This window comes from Dokdonia ponticola (assembly GCF_042653865.1).
GTDB classification, from domain to species: Bacteria; Bacteroidota; Bacteroidia; order Flavobacteriales; family Flavobacteriaceae; genus Dokdonia; species Dokdonia ponticola.
The window spans coordinates 155,618-176,397 of the sequence record NZ_JBHSFV010000005.1 but is presented as its reverse complement, the minus strand read 5'-3'; the positions used below and the strand labels follow the sequence as shown (position 1 = coordinate 176,397).

17 protein-coding genes are annotated in these 20,780 nt (G+C 37.3%); 11 read left to right on the top strand and 6 right to left on the bottom strand.

Annotation, left to right across the window (positions count from 1 at the left end; genetic code table 11):
* Positions 1-22 precede the first annotated feature (22 nt).
* Positions 23-724: an RluA family pseudouridine synthase gene (locus ACFO3O_RS10090; protein WP_379978482.1), complete on the top strand. Its 702-nt coding sequence runs from the start codon at positions 23-25 to the stop codon at positions 722-724.
* Here ACFO3O_RS10090 and ACFO3O_RS10085 read toward each other — a convergent pair whose 3' ends face one another.
* From ACFO3O_RS10085 to ACFO3O_RS10060, 6 genes are all read right to left on the bottom strand, one after another.
* Positions 725-1,351: a peptidase associated/transthyretin-like domain-containing protein gene (locus tag ACFO3O_RS10085; protein ID WP_379978481.1), complete on the bottom strand. Its 627-nt coding sequence runs from the start codon at positions 1,349-1,351 to the stop codon at positions 725-727.
* A gap of 24 nt (positions 1,352-1,375) precedes the next feature.
* Positions 1,376-2,443 (bottom strand): family 16 glycosylhydrolase, encoded by a 1,068-nt coding sequence (locus ACFO3O_RS10080; RefSeq protein WP_379978480.1) that lies wholly within the window; start codon positions 2,441-2,443, stop codon positions 1,376-1,378.
* 588 nt (positions 2,444-3,031) lie between these two features.
* Positions 3,032-4,957 (bottom strand): lipoxygenase family protein, encoded by a 1,926-nt coding sequence (locus ACFO3O_RS10075; protein WP_379978479.1) that lies wholly within the window; start codon positions 4,955-4,957, stop codon positions 3,032-3,034.
* An 82-nt stretch (positions 4,958-5,039) separates the two neighbouring features.
* Complete coding sequence (locus ACFO3O_RS10070; protein ID WP_379978606.1) at positions 5,040-5,849, bottom strand: DMT family transporter; 810 nt, start codon at positions 5,847-5,849, stop codon at positions 5,040-5,042.
* A gap of 44 nt (positions 5,850-5,893) precedes the next feature.
* Positions 5,894-6,730, bottom strand: a complete 837-nt coding sequence (locus tag ACFO3O_RS10065) for a hypothetical protein (protein WP_379978478.1) — start codon at positions 6,728-6,730, stop codon at positions 5,894-5,896.
* 292 nt (positions 6,731-7,022) lie between these two features.
* Positions 7,023-8,585: a hypothetical protein gene (locus ACFO3O_RS10060; RefSeq protein WP_379978477.1), complete on the bottom strand. Its 1,563-nt coding sequence runs from the start codon at positions 8,583-8,585 to the stop codon at positions 7,023-7,025.
* A 118-nt stretch (positions 8,586-8,703) separates the two neighbouring features.
* On the opposite strand from ACFO3O_RS10060, the gene ACFO3O_RS10055 reads away from it, so the two are divergent.
* The 10 genes from ACFO3O_RS10055 to ACFO3O_RS10010 all read left to right on the top strand — a co-directional run bounded on the left by ACFO3O_RS10055 (position 8,704) and on the right by ACFO3O_RS10010 (position 20,570).
* Entirely contained in the window at positions 8,704-9,876 is a 1,173-nt protein-coding gene (locus ACFO3O_RS10055) for a 2-isopropylmalate synthase (RefSeq protein WP_379978476.1), read from the top strand.
* 676 nt (positions 9,877-10,552) lie between these two features.
* Complete coding sequence (leuC, locus tag ACFO3O_RS10050; protein ID WP_379978475.1) at positions 10,553-11,938, top strand: 3-isopropylmalate dehydratase large subunit; 1,386 nt, start codon at positions 10,553-10,555, stop codon at positions 11,936-11,938.
* The gene (gene leuD / locus ACFO3O_RS10045; protein ID WP_379978474.1) at positions 11,938-12,552 is read left to right on the top strand and encodes a 3-isopropylmalate dehydratase small subunit; all 615 of its coding nucleotides are present in this window, start codon (positions 11,938-11,940) and stop codon (positions 12,550-12,552) included. The genes leuC and leuD overlap by 1 nt, the downstream gene beginning before the upstream one ends.
* Before the next feature lie 381 nt (positions 12,553-12,933).
* Positions 12,934-14,049, top strand: a complete 1,116-nt coding sequence (gene leuB, locus ACFO3O_RS10040) for a 3-isopropylmalate dehydrogenase (RefSeq protein ID WP_379978473.1) — start codon at positions 12,934-12,936, stop codon at positions 14,047-14,049.
* A 330-nt stretch (positions 14,050-14,379) separates the two neighbouring features.
* Complete coding sequence (locus ACFO3O_RS10035; protein WP_379978472.1) at positions 14,380-15,537, top strand: exonuclease domain-containing protein; 1,158 nt, start codon at positions 14,380-14,382, stop codon at positions 15,535-15,537.
* Positions 15,538-15,754: 217 nt separating this feature from the next.
* On the top strand, positions 15,755-16,813 hold the full coding sequence (locus tag ACFO3O_RS10030; protein WP_379978471.1) for a hypothetical protein: 1,059 nt from the start codon (positions 15,755-15,757) through the stop codon (positions 16,811-16,813).
* Positions 16,814-17,130: 317 nt separating this feature from the next.
* Complete coding sequence (locus tag ACFO3O_RS10025; RefSeq protein WP_379978470.1) at positions 17,131-17,568, top strand: hypothetical protein; 438 nt, start codon at positions 17,131-17,133, stop codon at positions 17,566-17,568.
* A 376-nt stretch (positions 17,569-17,944) separates the two neighbouring features.
* A complete protein-coding gene (locus ACFO3O_RS10020; RefSeq protein ID WP_379978469.1) occupies positions 17,945-18,364 on the top strand; it encodes a hypothetical protein in 420 nt (139 codons plus the stop codon).
* A gap of 414 nt (positions 18,365-18,778) precedes the next feature.
* Complete coding sequence (locus ACFO3O_RS10015) at positions 18,779-19,423, top strand: porin family protein (protein WP_379978468.1); 645 nt, start codon at positions 18,779-18,781, stop codon at positions 19,421-19,423.
* Positions 19,424-19,586: 163 nt separating this feature from the next.
* Positions 19,587-20,570 carry a hypothetical protein gene (locus ACFO3O_RS10010; protein ID WP_379978467.1) on the top strand — a complete coding sequence of 328 codons (984 nt, stop codon included), beginning with the start codon at positions 19,587-19,589 and terminating at the stop codon, positions 20,568-20,570.
* The last annotated feature ends 210 nt before the right edge of the window (positions 20,571-20,780 follow it).

Genomic DNA, 20,780 nt, shown 5'->3' with positions numbered 1-20,780 from the left:
CTAGCTCCAACGTAATCTAAAAATGAACAAAATAATATCTACACCCACTAACTTGCGCGTTCTCTACGAGGACAATCATCTGATTGTGGTCAACAAACGTGCGGGAGATATTGTACAGGGCGATAAAACAGGAGATGCACCGCTCAGCGAAGTAGTGAAGCAATATATTGCCAAAAAGTATAATAAACCAGGTGCGGTGTATCTAGGGGTTGTTCACCGATTGGATCGTCCTACGAGTGGGATTGTGGTATTTGCGCGCACCAGCAAAGCCCTCACGCGTCTTAACAAATTATTTTCCGAACGCAAGACGCAAAAGACCTATTGGGCATTGGTCAAGCAGCATCCTACACCAGAAGCCGCAACCCTGACCCATTATCTAAAACGCAATACGAAGCAGAATAAAAGTTACGCTTTCGCGAAAGCGGTCCCAGATGCCAAAGAAGCGAGTCTCACCTACCGCGTCATTAAAAAATTAAAAACCTTTTCCCTTCTTGAAATCGATTTGCATACGGGAAGACACCATCAGATTCGGTGCCAATTGACCGCTATCGGGTGTCCGATACGCGGGGATTTAAAATACGGTTTTGACCGATCCAATAAAGACGGAAGCATCAGTCTACATGCTCGAAAACTCACCTTTGTACATCCTGTTCAAAAAGAAGAAATGACCTTTGTCGCTCCTGTTCCAGAAGGAGATCAAGTGTGGGAAGCCTGTGTGGATTGATTACTGTTTTTTCAAAATTAAAAAACTACCTGACTCATTTGGCCATAAAAGTTTATGACCTCTTACAATCAATTTTTCATCTTTTAGGAAAAGATAATCCATACTCGTTTCACAAAGCGCTACAATAAACCTATTAGATTTTGAATCTCTAATAGTATACATAGCAGTATGGTAGCCAATAAAACTTACTTCTATAGAATCTATCCTATCTGCACTATAAAACTCTGCAAGACCTGCTAGACTTGTGGAAATACCTCTCTTTTTCCCTTTTGAATATAAAATTATGTTTGCGCCAGGTAAAATCTCTTGTTCTTTTTTTTCAAAAACTTCAATAATAATTTCATTCCCTAGTTCTTGGTTTTCAATGACTTCAAAATCATTTTCATCTTGCTTTTCTGAAGTTAAACAAATCTCATTTGATGTATCCTTCACCCAGTTTCCAGTACTTTCATAAGATGACATATGTCCATCATATTTTAAGGAATATGTACCTCTCTCAAATAAAATAAGCTCAAAAAGCCCTAAATGTCCTTTAGGAGTATTTTTATAGTATCCGGAAGGTGTTTTATGAGTACCACAACTAAAGAGAAATAAAAATAGGAGTACTAAAGAAAAAATATACTTCATCCTATATAACATCATTCGCTAACTTTATTGTTTCACCACTTTTCGTGTCACGCTTTCCCCTTCTTTCTCTATCGTAAGAATGTAAAGCCCTTTTGCAAAACCTGAGACATCGATAGTTGTATTTTCATTTTGAATGTCTGCGTTGTACAATTCTTGTCCTGTCAACGAATACATGCGTGCTTTGGCACCTACAAATGCTGCGGGTACTCTTACGGATAAAGTATTGATTGCAGGATTAGGAAAAAGTTGTATCCCATTGGCAACGGTTACCTCTTCTACCGACAAGGTGGGGTCTTGAAAAACGCGTATGTAATCGATCTCTAGGGCACTTTCATCAAAAGCATCTGAGATATTGGGTAAAATAGCCACATTCAATAAGAAATATTGTGGTGCATCAAAAGGCCATGTAGCTGCATTCTGATTTGATGGATTGTAAGTATAATGTTCTACTCCATCTACTTTAAAAACCATCTGCTCAGGCGTCCACTCTAAAGAATAGATATGAAACGCTGAAGATACGGTTGGAATCACTTGCCCGCCTTTGTTTTGGGTATCGCCAAAACTCGAAGGCGTGTGCATGGCACTTTGTACAAAATTTTGATTATCTCCCCAATGTTCCATGATATCAATCTCTCCACATGCTGGCCAAGAAACGGTTCCCATCGTATCAGACCAATAACCACCTGTTTCTATAATATTTTGTCCCAAAGTCCACATAGCAGGCCAGGTACCTATACCTATCGGTAGCTTTGCTCGTATTTCTACATAGCCGTAGGTAAAGGCATATTTTGAATTTAAACGTGCCGAGGTATGTGTTTTGGTAACTCCCTGATCGGTGAAGTTTTCTGATTTGGCTACGATTTTTAACGTACCCTCACTGACAAAAGAATTTTCTGTGCGATTCGTGTAATGTTGTATTTCACCATTATACCAACTATCCCCATTGGGCAGTTGTGTTTGGTGATACCATTTAGTCGCATCAATAGCGCCATTTCCATTGAACTCATCAGCCCACACTAGTTCATAATTTTCCTGTTGTGCACTCATGGTTAGTCCCATGCCAAGAAAAAGCAATACCCTAAAAATTCTCATAGCTTCTTTTTTTTTGGAAAGATACAGGAATGCATTTTTTAATCATAAAAATACACCTATACATGAGTACAACATTTGAGATCGTAAGTCGTATTTGTTGGTTAACGTTAGTTTGATATACGTTCTTCTTCTTTTTCTCCAGTATACGACAGAACGTGAGTTCTGGGCGAGATGAAGCGATGGCTGTTTCCGTTAAAATTTTTTGAAGCCTTGGAAACAACAAAGCGCGAGCTTTGGGCGAGAAGAAGCGACGGAGGAAACTCCTTGCGGTTTTTCGCTTCAAGCGAAAAAATACCTAAGAAATCGAAGATTCATAAGTTCCAAAATTTAAAATAGAAATGACACGCATAAAAAGCGTCTTTTCCCTTCCTACCGGCAGACAGGTTTTGGTTCCGTTTTCATTGGACGAGCAAAGAAAATGAACAAATACGTCTATTTATGAGTTAGTTATATTAAATTTTAGTAAAACAACACTAAAAGATCAACTAATTATTTACGACGAACTCAGGTCAATTAAATTTACTGATGCATGCTTGCAAGGGCACACTGAAGCAGAGATATATACTGAGTTTATAGAACTACCATCTCCTACGTCTCAATACTCGCTGGCCATTGATGCAGTAGGGCAGCATTTTTATCACTATAACTCACAATAAACGCACCTACTTCTTCTCTGAATGCTTCTAGTGCTTTATTTCGAGGATCGTCTTTATCATCAAAATATAAGTTGGTGTCATTGCCAAAAAGTGGTAATAATGGTTCATAAGGTGCTGAGAAAATAAAGATATAATAGAACGTCATCATAGATCCTATCGTCCCTGTGTTAGGTAGATGCTTCAAAACATCACTGATTTTAAATGTTGAATCATCAGGCTTTACAATCGTTGCATCTTGAAGACAAGGCGGATAGTTTGCTACAAAAGATAGTGCAGGGCCCAAAGATCGCATTTGTCGCGAATTTCCGTGAGTCACCACTCTGTAAACCAAACTATAAAGCAGCGCTTTTAATTCTTTTTTACTACTCATCACAGGCAATCCTCTTACATTTCCTTTTTCTGGGTCGGAGGCGGCTTCTATCCAATTTTGTAATTCCGTATCATTGAATACGGCTTCATCATCTGCATACGTAGTATCTACAAAAACGTTGACCATTCTTTCGGATACTTCCCATAAATCCAATAATTGTTTTGCAATTGGAAAGCGATCCCAATCTTCTTTTTCTGAAAAATCTTCTTTATGTATTCCAAAAGCTGCCAACGTTACTTTCGGGTCATCATCAAAAAACTCTCGTCCAGTTGCAAACGCATTGGTCAGTTCTAAAAAGGAATCTGGTGTCGCAAAAGAAGTCGGCGGTCCGATGGTTTTCCAAAGCAACAATAAGGTGTCATTAAAGCCAATCAGTGATTTTGATTGCGGATCTAATAACTTTCTGAGATCGTGTGTTTCGGATATGTTATTAAACATGGTCATTTGCATAGAAGCCGATACGATATGCCAATGGTATACGTGCCCTAACCAAATTCCATAAACCGTCACAGCTGTTCTCGCTGCCGACAGCGCAAAAATCCACGTGGCATCTGTGGTATTCTCTCGTGTATAAATTTGCGTAGCACTGCTATCTTTCTTAGAAATTTGTACGCATATAGGGTGCAACTCTTTGGTCTTTTTATTCTGTTCTAACATTATAAAAGCACCAGGTGTCCACCGATCAAAACCTGCTACCTGACTCGCTTCAAACTGATTAAAAATAGTCAGATCAATCGCGTATAAAGCGCCATTTTCCTGAAGTGGTTTTAAAAGTCCTTCCCATTCTTTAGGAAAGGTTGCTTTTACCTTTTCTAAAATGTGCGCTCCTGCAACTTTTTGAAGAATTAATAAGTTATACGCCAATCCGTTTTCAGCGATCGTTGGCCAAAATTGTCGGGTCGCTTCGTCTGGGTTTGTTAGAATAGATGCATATGCTTTCTTGTGTTTTTTAACACTGTTTTTATAAATATCATAATAATTGGTCCAAGACATGGTAAAGTCTTCGGGGGTATTTAAAAAGAACTGTGTAAAGGTTTCTGATTTTTCTAGATGCTTGGGGAATTCGGCTCTTTTTAAATGCGAATTTAAAAGTGTTTTACTCAAAAACTCCTTTTCGCTAGACCGCTGCAATCGATCCAAGAGCGCTTCACGTTCTTCCTTGCCCGTATCGATAGGCGCATTGTCATACATAAACGTAAATGCGTTTTGTGTATGTACAACTCCTTTGTCATCTTTTAATGTGTAGGATCTATTAAGACCTGCTTTTGCCATCTTACACTCTTCGGTGCGCAATCCTAATTTTACGATGGTAGCGATGGTTTCTGAAAGAATAAAAGGAACGGCAGGCATGGCAGTCAATCCTTTTTCTCGGATTGGGAGATGGTGTACTTTTTCTATTTCTTTAACGAGTTTTTTTATGAGGTAGTAAACACCTGCAATGACTGCAATGAGTCCGATAACCATAAGTACGTAGTGCCAGATTTCCATGATATGATGTTTTAGTGGCACTAAACTAATACTCTTAACTATTGAATAACAGGGTATTTGTACTGGTTTTGAGATGTCTTTTTTATTTCACCGCTCTTCGACTCTCTATCAAAACACTCATTAAGATAAGAGTGCCTCCGATAATAGTGCGCACCTCAGGAATTTCATGGAGAAATAACATGCCTAATAAAATACCATAGATAGGTTGTGCACTGCTCATCAAACTCGCTGTCGTGACAGAAAAATAGCGAAAACTCGCTAAGAATAACGTATGCCCCAATGCGGTAGTGACCAACGCTAAAATGCCTATATACGGTAACTCGTTTACAAATCCATTGGTATCAAAAAGAAAGTAGGCAGGGATGAGCATAATTGCTATGACAAGCACTTGATACCACATCACCACAGAGCCATTGTAGGTAGTGATTTTTGTTTTCACTAGAAGATTTCGGATGGCATAGCATAGTGCAGAAAATAAACCCACCAAGATGGCTAAAAAATCATCATTGTCGGTATTAAATTCGGGAGCTAGGAAATATACTCCCAACAAAACTAAAAGTCCGAGAAGCACGTGCATCTTTGAGAATTTCGTTTTCAAGAATATGGGTTCTAAAAAACTGGTCATCACTGGATAGGTAAAGAGGGATAGCATCCCAATGGCGACATTGGATAATTGTAATGCATAAAAATAGGTCACCCAATGCATTCCCATTAGCACTCCCGAAAGGATAATGGCGGTCATATCTTTTCGCGCAAGCGTAAAAGAAAGCTGTTTCCACTGTATAAAAGTCCCTAAAAATGCCACGGCTCCAATCGCACGCAATCCAATAGTGACGGCGGGAGCGAGATCTATGTAACGCCCTAGCACGCCTGACGTACTAATGAATAGCATCGCCAGGTTAATTTCTAAAATAGACCCTAGGCTTGGTTTTTTATTCAATCTTTATCCAATTTGTTGATTTTGTCCCACACCTTCCTTGTCATAATAATTAACTGTTTTTCCTTCAAGTCAAATATACTTACATAAGAATCTGAGATGACAGTATGCTGTTTCCATTCAACATAAGGTTCATATAGCATTAATGTACAAATATCTGTAGCAGAAAGAATAGGATAGTCATCAATGATATGACTATGGACTACTTGTTTTAGTTTTTTATCTTCTCCTACGTACGGATACACCAAAAGGGTATTATGAATTTTTGATTTTGAAACGAACCTATCCTTTTTATCAAACTCAAATTTATAATCATTCCCAATCAGCACTTTCCCGGACTCTTGCGGACCTGAAATACTATACACCGTTACTTTATTATTCAGCAGTAACGGAACAAAATTCCATCCTACATTTTTATAATAACTAAAAAAGGAATCTTCGTTTTTCTGAACTACATCTCTTGCTTTTTCCCTAGTGGCTAGCAATCGATTTTCTAATTCCGTTGGCTTTCTTGGGATGGTATCTAGTTCATATACATCTTTTAATTTCAAAATTTGAGGATATCGCACCTCATACAACACATCCTTATCTTCAGACTGATCATAATAGATCGCGATGGTTTCATCATTTTCTGAATACGACAAATAGCCCCCTATGGTAGACATTGAACCTAATTTATCTACTAGAATATCTGTAGAATGCCAAGAAGCGAGCTCTGATTTGTATAACTCCATGGCAAGTGACATCGTCTCTTTTCTTAGGCGTTTTATTTTGCTTTGTTGGCTAAAACCAGCAGTGGTAGTTAGCAATGCGATAACGATTAGTAAAATTCTCATAGTGCAATTTTAAATATGGATTAGTTCACTCAAAAATAAAACAGTCATTATTTTCAAAAAATAACCCATGAGTGTTTGTGATTTCTCAATGAGGCAACAGTACTTGTTCCTAGTATTTCTGTAAAAATATACTTTTGCTAACTTGTCTGTATGCAGACAGAAGGGTAAAAACCACTACAATCATCATACTTCATTTTTAGTCTATATTCTATGCTCTATATTCTTTTTTCACCTCAACAATATTCAATCAACAATCAAAATCAACAATCAACAATCTGCGATCAAAAACCTCCTACCTTATCAACCCTTTTGCTTTTTCTTTAATCACCTCGGCAACAGGTCTGTTTTCAATTTTACTTTCTAGCCATGAGAGGAGATCAAGGTATAAAAACGCTCTTCGCTCATACGGATCGTTTTCATATTGCTTTAAGGTCGCATGTAATTTTTTAAATTCGTTTTTGAGTTCGTGAGGATAAATATCCCCTAGCCTACGGACAAATTTGATCATTTCCTTTTGTACCTCATGCAAATCATCCATTTTGATTAAAAACTTATAGGTACTTCTCAATAACGATTCTAAATGGTAATCTTGCCCCGCTTCATAGTGAGCGACCAGATTTAATATTCTGGCAAAACACATCAAATCTTCACGGGTTTTTAAGGAATTGGTATTGATGATTTTTTGGCAATATTCGATGCATTTCATATTGTCTCCTGCTCCAAAATACAGACTCGCGATTTTATAGTAAAAAATCATCACATGATGTTCATCAATACGATACTTGGGAGATTTCAACTCTTTTAACACTTCCGTTACTAAAGCATCTCCATCTTCAAATTGCCCAATCATAAATCGATAGTTAAAGATATTGCTGTACGTGTACAAAAAGAGAAGCGTATCAAGATTATCACCCACAGGAAAATTAGGATTCTTCTTCAGACCTTGCAGTTTATCAAGCGCTTCTTTAAACTTAGATTCATGCTTTAAATAAAAAAGGGATTCCAGTAAATAATGGATTCCTTTGAGATAAAAAACGGGGTTTTGCTTGATCATCACAGGGTGATCTTCAAACAAACGCACGTACCGATCTGCGTATTTATAGCAGGATAAAAAATCTTGAATTAAAAAACTATACCAGAGATGTGCTTTGTAGAGCCACAACTTCTCCCTAAAACCAAGATTATCATACTCATACACGGGTAAATGTGCTTCAAAATAATCTGTGATGCGTTGTTTTTCTTCGTCACTCTTCACATACCCTGTTTTCAGCATAATGCTATACAGTTGTAGGGATAAGTTGGACAATTTACTTGCCATCACATTTTGCTCACTCAGTTCTTTTGCTTGGACGGCTAGCTCATCGGCGCGGCTAGAGATACTTCGGGTGATGTACTGTGTTTCTATCACTTTTTCAAGTTCTACAATCTCATAAGCGACGTTCTTTTCTTCATTTTCTATCGCCATTATTTTTGCCTTATCGAGTACTTTAAGACTTTGCTTATACAATCCTTTTTGATATAATATGGTCGCAAAATCCAATTGTTCCCGTATTTGCACCCTGATGTTTCTATGTAAAGGTGTCAACCGAAGACTCACGAGAATTTGTCGGTATAAATGCGCTTTGAGGTTAGAGATTTGTTGTTTGGTAACGACTCCTTTTTTTATGATGACCTGCTCATCATATTCCTTCATTTTATCCAACACATCAAAAAGCGCCATAAATTTTGCATCTGTATTTCGTTCTAATCGTCCTACATACAGCTTAAATTGTCGTTTCTCACTTTTAGACAACGACTTTACTAACACAAAAAGAGCATCACTTTCTTCAATTGGCGTTGTAATGATTTTCCTCATAAAAAACTATAAAACAAATACTTATAAATTTCAAGAAGCCATTTAACATCGTAAAGAATCACATTTTGGATATCGCTTAGCTGTCTCCAATATATATATTCGTATTTAAAAAGGAATCATGTCAAGAGATAAAATTCAAATATTTGATACAACGCTTCGAGACGGAGAGCAAGTCCCTGGCTGTAAACTAGCGACCAAAGAAAAATTAGTCATCGCTGAACGTCTAGATCTTCTGGGCGTAAATGTCATTGAAGCAGGGTTTCCTATTTCCAGTCCTGGTGATTTTAACTCGGTCGAAGAAATTTCAAAATTGGTTAAAAATGCCACTGTTTGCGGATTGACAAGAGCTGTCGAGAAAGATATTGAAGTAGCTGCACAAGCGCTTAAATTTGCAAAATATCCGCGTATCCATACCGGAATTGGAACTAGCGAATCCCACATAAAATATAAATTCAATAGTACCCCAGAAAAAATCATTGAGCGTGCTATTCAAGCCACCGCTTACGCGAAAAGCTTTGTCGAAGATGTCGAATTTTATGCAGAGGACGCAGGCCGTACGGACAATGAATACCTAGCCAGAGTCTTAGAAGCTGTCATCAAAGCAGGCGCCACCGTACTTAATATTCCTGATACTACTGGATATTGTTTACCAGATGAATACGGAGCAAAAATGAAATACCTGCGCGAAAACGTAAAGGGCATTGAAAATGTCATCCTCTCGTGCCACTGTCATAACGATTTAGGTCTGGCAACGGCCAACTCCATTGCAGGGGTACAAAACGGAGCAAGACAAATAGAATGTACCATCAATGGAATTGGAGAGCGTGCTGGAAACACCTCACTCGAAGAAGTGGTCATGGTCTTAAAACAGCATCCATATCTTAATTTAGATACAAGTATTAACACCCAACTTTTATTTGACACCAGCCGTATGGTGAGTGAAAAAATGGGAATGCCGGTACAACCCAACAAAGCGATTGTAGGCGCTAATGCCTTTGCCCACAGTTCAGGAATTCATCAAGATGGGATGATCAAAAACAGAGAAACCTATGAAATTATGGATCCTGCCGATGTAGGCGTGACCGAAAGTGCCATTATCCTAACCGCTCGTAGCGGGCGTGCTGCCCTCGCCTACCGCTCTAAAAAAATTGGATACGAACTCACCAAAGATCAGCTTGATGTGGCGTACACTGAGTTCCTCTCTATTGCCGACCGTCAGAAAGAAGTGAAGGATGAAGACATTCACAACATTATGGAAACGTCAAATATTCAAGTGGGAGTGTTGGCGTAACGTAGCTGTTGGCTAGTAGCTAATAGTTATTAGTCGTTAGCTGGTAGTCGTTGGGATTTTGAGAATGTAAAAAGGAAGTAATAAACAGATTCTCGCATTCACGGGAATGAAAACAAAAACAAAGGCGGCTGAGTGTTTTTCGCGAAAGCGAAAAATGTACCGAAGCCCCGACTAGAAAAGAACAAAATATAAAAATAGAGTAGTACTCTAAAATAGAGTGTTACTCTATTTTTAAGAATATAACGTCATTTCGACAGAACGAGGAACGAGTGACGAGAAATCACATAACAGTAGGTATAACGTTCCGCTATCTATGTGATCTCTCCTTTTATTGATATGACTTAATAATTATGGTTGCATAAGTAAAAATGAGATTCCCGTCCCTTCCTACGGCAGGCAGGTTCACGGGAATGAAAATAAAAAACAAAGGACATTGAGTGATTTTAGTGTGAAGCGACAGCGGAATACTAAAATAGTATCGAAATGACCGACTCGTATTTTACTAATTAAAATACAGTAGTTTCAACACAACACACTCATAATCTAACAAATAGCATTAAAATTTACTGCTTTTATAGTAGTTAGTGATAACCAAAAGATTCCCCCCCCCCTGCCTACCGCAGGCAGGTTCTCGGGAATGAAATGAAAATAAAAACCCGCCTACGCGGGCACAAGCATGGGAAAAACCTTATTTGATAAAGTCTGGGACGCACATGTGGTCGATACGATCCCCGATGGTCCACAGATTTTGTATATAGACAAGCATTTAATTCACGAAGTTACCAGTCCGCAGGCGTTTAATGAGCTGGAAGCAAGAGGTATCCCCATTGCACGTCCTGATCAAACCGTTGCCACAGCAGATCATAATACACCGACTTTGAATCAACATTTACCGGTGAAAGACCCGCTTTCGCGAAATCAATTAGAGCAACTTTCTAAAAATTGCCAAAAGCACGGAATTACCTTATACGGTTTAGGCCACCAGTACAATGGCATTGTCCACGTCATGGCGCCCGAATTAGGCATTACACAACCTGGTATGACCATGGTATGCGGCGATAGCCATACCAGTACCCATGGTGCCTTTGGAAGTATTGCTTTTGGGATAGGAACGAGCCAAGTGGCACAAGTATTTGCCAGCCAAAGCCTCTTACTCACCAAGCCTAAAAGCCTTCGTGTGAATGTCAACGGTACGCTAGCCCCTGGTGTATTACCAAAGGATGTAATTTTGTATATCATTTCGCAAATCGGTACCAACTCAGGGACCGGGTATTTCTGTGAGTATGCCGGCAATGTCTTTGAAGAAATGTCCATGGAAGGCCGTATGACCGTCTGTAATATGAGTATTGAGATGGGCGCACGCGGTGGTATGATCGCGCCAGACCAAACCACGTTTGACTATATCAAAGGGAAGAAATTTGCGCCGCAAGGGGACGCTTTCGGGAAAGCGGTCTCCTACTGGAAAACATTGCCTACCGATGCCGATGCTACCTTTGACAAAGAATACCACTTTGACGCAGCAGACATCGCTCCGATGCTCACCTACGGAACCAATCCGGGCATGGGTATCAAAATCAATGAGCATATCCCAGAAACAGGTGATATGACCTTTGAAAAAGCTTTAGAATACATGAATTTTAAAGGCGGATCTCAATTGCTAGACACGCCCATTAACTATGTATTCATTGGAAGTTGCACCAACTCCCGAATCGAAGATTTTAGAGTGGCTGCCAGCTATGTAAAAGGAAAACAAAAAGCACCCAATGTAAATGCCTGGCTCGTGCCTGGCTCACAACAAGTGGTCAAACAACTGGAAGAAGAAGGGCTTGTGGCGATCTTTGAAAACGCAGGATTTACCTTAAGAGAACCCGGATGCTCCGCCTGTTTGGCGATGAATGATGACAAAATCCCCTCGGGCGAATATTGCGTCTCGACGTCCAACAGGAATTTTGAAGGACGCCAAGGACAAGGCGCGCGTACTATACTCGCCAGTCCGCTAGTCGCCGCAGCAACCGCCATTGAAGGAAAAATAGTAGACATCACAAAAACCGTATTTGCGTAATGGAAAAGTTTACAAAATTGACCACGACAGCCATTCCGTTACCTATAGAAAATGTAGATACCGATCAGATTATTCCGGCGCGCTTTTTAAAAGCTACCGATAAAAAAGGATTTGGCGATAACGTCTTTAGAGATTGGCGCTATGACAAGGAAGGAAATTTAATTTCAGATTTTCCGCTTAATGCACCGCAGTATGCAACTGCACAAATTTTAGTTGCAGGTGATAATTTTGGATGTGGTTCCAGTCGTGAGCACGCCGCATGGGCGATTGCTGGCTATGGGATCAAAGTGGTGATTTCAAGCTTCTTTGCAGATATCTTTAAAGGCAATGCACTCAATAACGGATTACTGCCAATTCAGGTAACGCCTGAGTTTTTGAAGCAGTTATTAGAAGCTGTTCAAGCCAACCCAGAAACAAAAATCACGATTGATTTAGAAAATCAGGTGGTTGAATATGTCGGAGTTGATGCTGAGCAAGGTCGAAGTACGAAAGCGGAATTTGACATAGACCCGTACAAAAAAGTATGCATGATCAATGGGTATGATGATATTGACTTTTTAGTCAGTAAAAAAGAAGCTATTGAAGCGTTTGAAAAGGAAAGAGTGGTTTTTTAAAGTACGAAGTTGGAAGTACGAGGGACGAGGAACGAAATACGAAAATTAGTTTGTGAAATATAAACGTTTAAACTTTTAAACATATAATCCAAGAGATTCCCGTCTGCACGGGAATGAAAAGAAAACAAAACAAAGGCGGCTGAGTGTTTTTCGCGAAAGCGAAAAATGTACCGAAGCCCCGACTAGAGAAGAACAAAACATAAAAATAGAGCAGTACTCTAAAATAGAGTAACACTCTATTTTGAGAATGATTGAGTTACTAAGAATGAGATTCCCGCCTTCGCGGGAATGAAAACTAGTTTATGAGAGATACAAACATGTAAACTCATAACCTTTTAAACATATAAACCAAGAGACCCCTGCTTCAGCAGGGAGTGAAATATGAAATACAACATTGCCATCATACCTGGAGACGGGATAGGACCCGAAGTGACAGCCCAAGCCAAGAAAGCGCTTGATGCTATTGCAGATACCTTTGATCATCATTTTACATATACCTATGCACAAATGGGTGCCTGCGCGATAGACGCGACTGGTAATCCGTTGCCGGAAGAAACGATTGCTGTTTGTGAAGCCTCAGATGCGATTCTTTTTGGCGCTATTGGAGATCCTAAATATGATAATGACCCGAATGCCAAAGTACGTCCAGAACAAGGGTTGTTGCGCTTGCGTAAATCGCTTGGGTTGTTTTGCAACGTGCGTCCTGTCAAGGCGTATGAGCAACTGATTGATCGATCCCCCTTAAAAAGGGAGCGGATTGAAGGGACGGATATTTCGATTTATCGCGAACTCACAGGTGGGATTTATTTTGGTGAAAAGCATTTAAGTGAGGATGGCCAAGTGGCCTCGGATGGATGTAGCTATTCGGTAGCAGAGATTAGCCGAATTGCGCATTTGGCATTTAAGGAAGCGCTTTCGCGAAATAAAAAACTCACCTTGGTCGATAAGGCAAATGTGCTAGAAACCTCACGTTTGTGGCGTAAAACGGTGACTGAAATTGCCAAAGACTATCCAGAGGTGGCGCTTGATTTTCTGTTTGTGGACAATGCCGCCATGCAAATGATCTTGAATCCGAAGCAGTTTGATGTGATTTTAACCGAAAATTTATTTGGAGATATCATCTCTGACGAAGCCAGTGTCATCGGCGGATCAATTGGTTTGCTAGCCTCTGCATCTGTAGGCACTGACAATGCGTTGTTTGAACCCATTCACGGGAGTTTCCCGCAAGCGACCGGCAAAGACATTGCTAACCCGCTGGCGAGTATTTTAAGTGCTGCCATGTTATTGCGTCATTTGAATTTACACAAAGAAGCCGAGCTGGTCGAAAAAGCCGTTGAGAAATCACTAGAGTTGAATTTTACTACTGAAGATATCAATCCTGAAAGTGCGTTTGGCACCTCTAAAGTAGGCGATTTTATCGCTGATTATATTTTAAATCCAACAGATCCCAACCGTAATTTTCAAAACATTTTCGTGGGGCAGAGTACGATTATATGACAAACTAAACGACATCCCCTAATGATTCTTAGCCAACCGCTAGGATATTAAAAAGTCAAACATGTAGTAGGTGTTTGGCTTTTTTTTGTGGGATGATTAGAAACTTCTCCTCTGTTACGGAAAACCGTAAGAAAAATTATATTAGATAAAGTAATTTACATTTAATAAATAGGTTAAAACTGGAATTACGTATTTAATTGTTTATCAAATATTTGAATTAAAAAATAAGTTAGATTTGTGATTGAACCTGTATGGAGTATAATAGCAATTGTTATTATATTGTTGCTATATGGCATATTAGGCTACTCATCAAAATTAAGATAAAACCCAATGTTCAATTTATTCAAGAAAAAAGAAAAAATAGAAAATCCGATTGAAATTACAATCAGCGGAATAAATCCTCAAACGGAAAATGAATTCCTTTTCTACAATTTTGTCCAATTTGAATTTGCACCTCATTTAGAAAAGTGGTATCAACAAGCCAAATTAAGTGGAATAGAATTTAAACCTCAATACGAGAAAGCAATTCTTAAAAAAATAAAAACTGGTGAGTTTAAAAACCCACATACTTTTCCGGAATATTTTGAAAATAAATTTGACTTTATAGCAATTGATTTTGAGACTGCTAATAAAAATAGAGTTAGTGCTTGTTCTTTAGGATTGGTATTTGTTAAAAATGATCGAATTGCATATCAAACAAGTTTTCACATAAAACCACCAAATGGCGAAAATTTCGAGTCAAGAAATATAGAAATTCACGGAATAACAATAGATGACGTTGATTATGCAATGACCTTTGATGAACTTTGGGAATTTGAGTTATCAAATTACTTTAATGATAGTTTAGTGATTTTCCACAACGCAAGTATGGATTTAAGCGTACTAAAAAACTTATTTGAGCATTACTCAATAACTGATTATGATATTGAATATTTAGACACAATGCGAATTGCAGAAAAATTGGGGATTCCAAAAAGACTTGAGGAATTAACGAAAAACTTCGACGTTGAATTTGAGAATAATCACGACCCAGAAAAAGATGCTAAAGCTTGTGCAATGATTTTTGGAGAATTAACAGAGCAATATCCAAACTACAAAGAATTAATAGGCAATTTAAATCATAAAGAACAGAAACAAAAAATACAGCGTAAACAAGAAACCGTAGAAATAAAGAATGAAAACCTTGATATAATTCAAACCTATTCCTTAACAAAGGAAGAAGTTGGGAAAATTGAAATTCAGGGAAAAGGTTTCGTATTTACAGGCGACATAACGACAGACAGAAACGTAGCTAAAGATTTTATTGTAGAAAATGGCGGAATAATAAAATCCGGAGTAACAAGTAAAGTAGATTTTGTGATCATTGGCTCGGATTTTGGCTGGTCGAAAATTCAAAAAGTTCATACCTTTAATCGAGATAAAGGGTACAAAATTAGGATTTTATCCAACGCAAATTTTGAGCAACTACGCGAAAAATACCCACACTAGTGCACGATTGTATTACGTTCCAAAAGCTGGTTTCCTGCTAACAAAAGATAACGAGGGTTCTATTAAAAGGTAGTTTGACATCAACCACACGATACCATCGTGCGGTAGCTAGGGCGCTATATGTGATCCATTAGATTTGTGGTTGAATATAGATGGATACAATAGCAATTGTTGTTATATTGTTGTTTTAGCGCAATTTAAACCCCAAGAATGAAATATGGAATATGAATTAAATCGACTGAATAGTGAATGGGTTTCGGTAAATGCTTTAAGAGAATTATTAAAAATTGCAACTCACGGTGATATAGGGAAATCAACCTATGATGAGGCTTTGGACTTGGGAGGAGAAATATACCCTGAACTTTTAGGCGAAGAAGTCAGCCTTATACGAAGAGAAAGACAAAGTGGAATCACTAAAGAATATAAACAAAAAGCTAAACTTTTAACTATAAGAGAGGGAAGTGAGTCTACTGCTATTGAATTGGTAAAACAAGACATTACAGATTTTGAATCTCTTATTGAACTTGAGGGAAAGAAAGGAAATGAACAACTAGTTAAAAGATTAAATTCTCTCTACATAGCTAAGGAAGAGCTGGAACCTTCTAAACATTCTGAAAACCAACTAATATTTCGAGATGCGTATAATGTAGATAGAAAACTGCTCGAATTAAGCATGGGGAAAGGTTCGAAAACTTTTCAACTACCAGGTGATAAAAATATAAAAATCAGAGTATTACACCCTGACAAACCTGAACATATAACTGGAGCAGATTTAATTTATGAATATCATGATAGAGAAAATGATCGGGTAAGCTTAGTTTTTATCCAATATAAAATTTGGGAAAAAAGAAAATTATATTTGTCCGATGAAAGACTTAAAAAACAGCTTGATAGATTAAAATCTTTTACTTGTTCTAGAGGGTTATGCGAATGTAATGATTCAAAAGAATTTTATAGGTTTCCATTCTGCACTAGTTTTTTAAGACCTACGGATGCTCTTCAAAATGCAGATCAAAAGTTAATTTCTACAGGAGAGCATTTGCCAATTTGTCAAATTGATAAAGTAAAAACTACTGGCCCAAAAGGAGGTGAATTCTTAGAATACAAAAATATTAGAAATGTCTCTTTATCGTCTATTCATTTCGAAGAACTCTTTAATACTGGAAAAATAGGTTCTAAAAGTATGACTTTTGACGAATTATCCGAGTTTTATAAAAGTTCGAAAATTATTGACTCAAATGAAACTGTTATAATATATGCTAGAGAGTCGTATTAACCCCGCTACTTCACGATTCTATAGTGTTCCAAAAGCTAACATACCTTTACATAGTCATTACTAAATAAAAGGCACTATGACATCAACCACACGATACCATCGTGCGGTAGCTAGTGTGGATAAATGAAATATATGTTCGATTTCAATAAAAACCTATGTTTATTTAAGAAATCATCAAATATAAAATTTGACGATTGTAGGAAAAAAGATAAAAGCAAAATATTATATTTGGCTTAATACCAAACCGAAACGTATTGCTTATCAACTGCCTTACGTTTCTTATACGAAACGTTACGTACAACCAAAAAAACAAAATAATGAGAAAAATAATTTTAGTATTTAGTCTGACATTATTGACGACAATTACCTACGGACAAAATACAACTGACGGTATAACTGCTGAATTCTTTAAAAAATATGAACAAGATACTGATGCAGCATTTGATTATATCTTTGGAACCAATAAATGGATGGTAGAGAACAAGGACGGAATAGAAAATGTAAAGTTCAAAATCCGAGAGTATAAAAATTTAATGGGCAAGTATATTGGATTTGAAAGATTAACAGACAAGCCACTCGGCGAAAGTCTAAAAGTTTCAGTTTATCTGATTAAATACGAAAGACAACCTCTAAGATTTATTTTTAAATATTACAAATCCAAAGATAAATGGATGCTCTATAATTTTAAATTTGACGAAAGCATTGATGATGATTTGGAGGAGATAATGAAATACGAATACCTAAATGAAAATTAAATCCAGTAGGTAACATTATATATGAAATTAGAGCAAAGTTGAGTACTAATCTGATGTTAACTTATTTTTACCTTAGTCCCAACTGCTGCGAAATTATATCGCGCTCCATCAACTAGCGTACCTTTACATTGTTTCCTACTCACAAAAGATAATAAATATTACTATTTAAAAGGTAGTGTGACATCAACCAGAGCAGACCATCGTGCGGAGCTAGGTGCTGGGTACACACCGTGTATAGCTTATTACGGCTAAATTCCTAATCGGAGTTCATTGCAATTTGCTATCTTTCGGTTACGGCGGAAAATCATAGCTGATTTCCCGCAACGAACCATACATAAAACTGTTGTGGTGCACTAAAAAATTCACGAGGGTCAAAATGGCTATTAAGAAAAAAGGACAATTAACTACCTCTTCTGAATGGGCTAAACATTTACGAAAGTATATGAAAAAGCAATTTTGGAAAGGAGAGCGAAATGCGGAAAAAAGATTGATTCACGAAGAGCTTTATAAAACTGATAATTTACTGTGGCAATTTAATGAATTAATCAAAAATCTGATTTCAATGTCAATGTCTCTAGAGAAACAAAATGATTTTTATGGGCTTGGGGCAACAGCCGACGAAATGTTAGAAGATTTCTACAGTTATTATACTTTAAATAAATCAAGATTTTTTGAGAAAGAACTCATCAATGAAGAAATAAAAAATTCTTTAGATAATATTGACAATCTGACTAACAAATGGACTTCTGAAAAAGATGAAGACTTTTGGTTTGAAATGGCTAAATATGAAAATTAGTGGAACATTTTGCGTGAAATGGCTAAATCGACTTTAAAACAAATGGGATTAGACAATTTGACTGTTGAAATAAAACATGAAAATGAGAGTAAAAACGGACAAATAATTATACAAAATACGAGAATTAAATTAATAGAAAAATAATGCCCCTAGCTGGTTCGCAATTACATCGCGCACTCAAAAGCCTGCACACCTTTACAAAGTTTCCTACTAACAAAAAAAACGAGCATTCTATTTAAAAGGTACTGTGACATCAACCACACGATACCATCGTGCGGTAGCTAGAGCTTACAAAAAGAAAATTGTAGTAAATAATGTGAAAAAAATCCAAAAGTAAGGTAACATTTTGCTCTGTAATGACACATGTAGTAAACATTGTACAACATTAGAACTCACTCAAAACAAAAAACACGTATGAATAAGACTAAATTATTAGTAGTAGTAATTGGGTTATTTTTCTCAATAAATTTAGATGCTCAAAACGATTTCAAAATTGGAATTAATGTTGGACTTAATTATCCCGATATAAGAGGAAATGAATTCGCAAAATTCAATAATTTTAAAGTTGGATATTTATTTGGTGTATCTTTAGATTACTATTTAAAAGAAAATCTATCTATAAAGGCAAATGTCAATTTTGAAACAAAAATCAGAGAGTTTGAATTAACTTTTTTTGACAACCAGGCTCAAGAAATTGGAACTCAAAATTATAATGAGGTTTTTGAATACATTAATATTCCCATCCTCTTAAAATATGAATTTGGAAATTCAAAATTTTTCGTAAATGGAGGTCCCTTTTTAAATTATCTCCTAAGTAACAAAATCGACGAAGATTATCCGAATGATGATAGCAGATTAGTCACACAGCAGAAAAAAATTGATTTTGGATTATCTGCCGGAATTGGAACTAATTTATCCCTTAACGAAAAGAATGATTTAGTAATTGAATTAAGAAACGATTTAGGAATTATCGATACTGGTGGAGTTCCAAATCAAGTAAACGGAACAATAAAAACAAATGCCATAAAATTAATGTTAGGCTGGAATTTAGGTATATAACGTTTGCCAATAACCCCCACTTGGTATACGATTGTATCGCGTTCCAAGAGGTAGACTTTATAAATGTTTGGTTTTTTATTGTTGTCAGTAATGGTACACAAAACCAAAACACGAAATATTCAGTACCTTAGGTTTTTGAATAAACCAACCAAACCTCCATACCATGCGCTTAAAACGATTCCTATTCCTACCCTTGCTATGTATCCTTCTTTTTCAAATCAGTTCGTGTAAAACATCGCGATCCATAGTAGCCACTCCCAACCAAGAAATTCAACCGCTCAAATTAAGTGGCGGTTTAAGCGGCATGGAACAAATTGATGACCAGTCTTATCTAGTGGTGTATGATATAAAAAAACACAAGGAAGGAACGCGACTCGCTATGGTACAGATTACAGATGAAACCATCCAAGTGTCTCCTATCCGTATTTCTGGATGGAATGAAGGTGGAAGATCAAATGATCTGGAAAGTATTTGTAAAATCCCAGGAACCACCAATGAATATTTGATGGCAGAATCTGGGAATTGGGAAGGAAAACTAGGGAGAATCTTTCATATCCGAGTGAACACAACCACACTATCTGCTCAAGTTTTAGGAACGACTCAACTACCGTATAAGGATATCAATACGCTTGAATTAGTGGGGGATCAATACGAATCTATGATGTGTCTACTGTATAGCGAGTCTGAAAGAATATTGATGTTAGCAGAACGCGGAGGCTCGGAGATCAATCCTAGAGGCAATATCAAATGGGGAATCTACAATCTATCGACACACAAATTAACCTTTAGTGATGCAGGAATAAAAGGCATCACCGTCAATGCACCTGGCAACTGGACTGATGAAAAGAATAAGCGAGATATTACAGACCTTCATATGGATGCTGAAGGGGGTATATGGGCTGCGGCCTCTGAAGATACTACAGATGTAGGGCCGTTCTATTCTGTCATTTATAAATTAGGGCAACTTACTACTTCAAATAAAAAGCAACCATTAACTGTTTATCCTGATTTCACACACTGGACACCTGTGGCTGGATTTAAAATCGAAGCTCTTTCTGGGCCTCCCAAAAACATAAACGCGACGCTTTCATTTGGTACCGAAGATGAGATTTTTGGAGGGGTGTGGAGACCCATATCTGTTGATTGAAATATGTATATAAATCTGTTGTGCATTTTGGCTAATCAGCAATTATAGCCTTAGAAAAAATGTTTTACAGTGCTCTTAGCAGAATATCTCAGATGGGAGAAGAAGAAAAATATAAAGATATAATTAACGATATATCGGATCTGGCCAGCGAATATAGAATTGAACTATATTCCTGAAAAAACAGAAAATGAATGCTGCGATACTGAACGA

What these genes read in the sequence shown, in the direction of transcription:
- ACFO3O_RS10085 (WP_379978481.1), bottom strand. Translation starts at nt 1,351, where the DNA reads ATGAAGTATATTTTTTCTTTAGTACTCCTATTTTTATTTCTCTTTAGT.
- leuD (WP_379978474.1), top strand. Translation starts at nt 11,938, where the DNA reads ATGGAAAAGTTTACAAAATTGACCACGACAGCCATTCCGTTACCTATA.
- ACFO3O_RS10055 (WP_379978476.1), top strand. Translation starts at nt 8,704, where the DNA reads ATGTCAAGAGATAAAATTCAAATATTTGATACAACGCTTCGAGACGGA.
- ACFO3O_RS10090 (WP_379978482.1), top strand. Translation starts at nt 23, where the DNA reads ATGAACAAAATAATATCTACACCCACTAACTTGCGCGTTCTCTACGAG.
- leuB (WP_379978473.1), top strand. Translation starts at nt 12,934, where the DNA reads ATGAAATACAACATTGCCATCATACCTGGAGACGGGATAGGACCCGAA.
- ACFO3O_RS10035 (WP_379978472.1), top strand. Translation starts at nt 14,380, where the DNA reads ATGTTCAATTTATTCAAGAAAAAAGAAAAAATAGAAAATCCGATTGAA.
- ACFO3O_RS10015 (WP_379978468.1), top strand. Translation starts at nt 18,779, where the DNA reads ATGAATAAGACTAAATTATTAGTAGTAGTAATTGGGTTATTTTTCTCA.
- leuC (WP_379978475.1), top strand. Translation starts at nt 10,553, where the DNA reads ATGGGAAAAACCTTATTTGATAAAGTCTGGGACGCACATGTGGTCGAT.
- ACFO3O_RS10025 (WP_379978470.1), top strand. Translation starts at nt 17,131, where the DNA reads ATGAGAAAAATAATTTTAGTATTTAGTCTGACATTATTGACGACAATT.
- ACFO3O_RS10075 (WP_379978479.1), bottom strand. Translation starts at nt 4,957, where the DNA reads ATGGAAATCTGGCACTACGTACTTATGGTTATCGGACTCATTGCAGTC.
- ACFO3O_RS10060 (WP_379978477.1), bottom strand. Translation starts at nt 8,585, where the DNA reads ATGAGGAAAATCATTACAACGCCAATTGAAGAAAGTGATGCTCTTTTT.
- ACFO3O_RS10070 (WP_379978606.1), bottom strand. Translation starts at nt 5,849, where the DNA reads ATGCTATTCATTAGTACGTCAGGCGTGCTAGGGCGTTACATAGATCTC.
- ACFO3O_RS10020 (WP_379978469.1), top strand. Translation starts at nt 17,945, where the DNA reads ATGGCTATTAAGAAAAAAGGACAATTAACTACCTCTTCTGAATGGGCT.
- ACFO3O_RS10030 (WP_379978471.1), top strand. Translation starts at nt 15,755, where the DNA reads ATGGAATATGAATTAAATCGACTGAATAGTGAATGGGTTTCGGTAAAT.
- ACFO3O_RS10010 (WP_379978467.1), top strand. Translation starts at nt 19,587, where the DNA reads ATGCGCTTAAAACGATTCCTATTCCTACCCTTGCTATGTATCCTTCTT.
- ACFO3O_RS10080 (WP_379978480.1), bottom strand. Translation starts at nt 2,443, where the DNA reads ATGAGAATTTTTAGGGTATTGCTTTTTCTTGGCATGGGACTAACCATG.
- ACFO3O_RS10065 (WP_379978478.1), bottom strand. Translation starts at nt 6,730, where the DNA reads ATGAGAATTTTACTAATCGTTATCGCATTGCTAACTACCACTGCTGGT.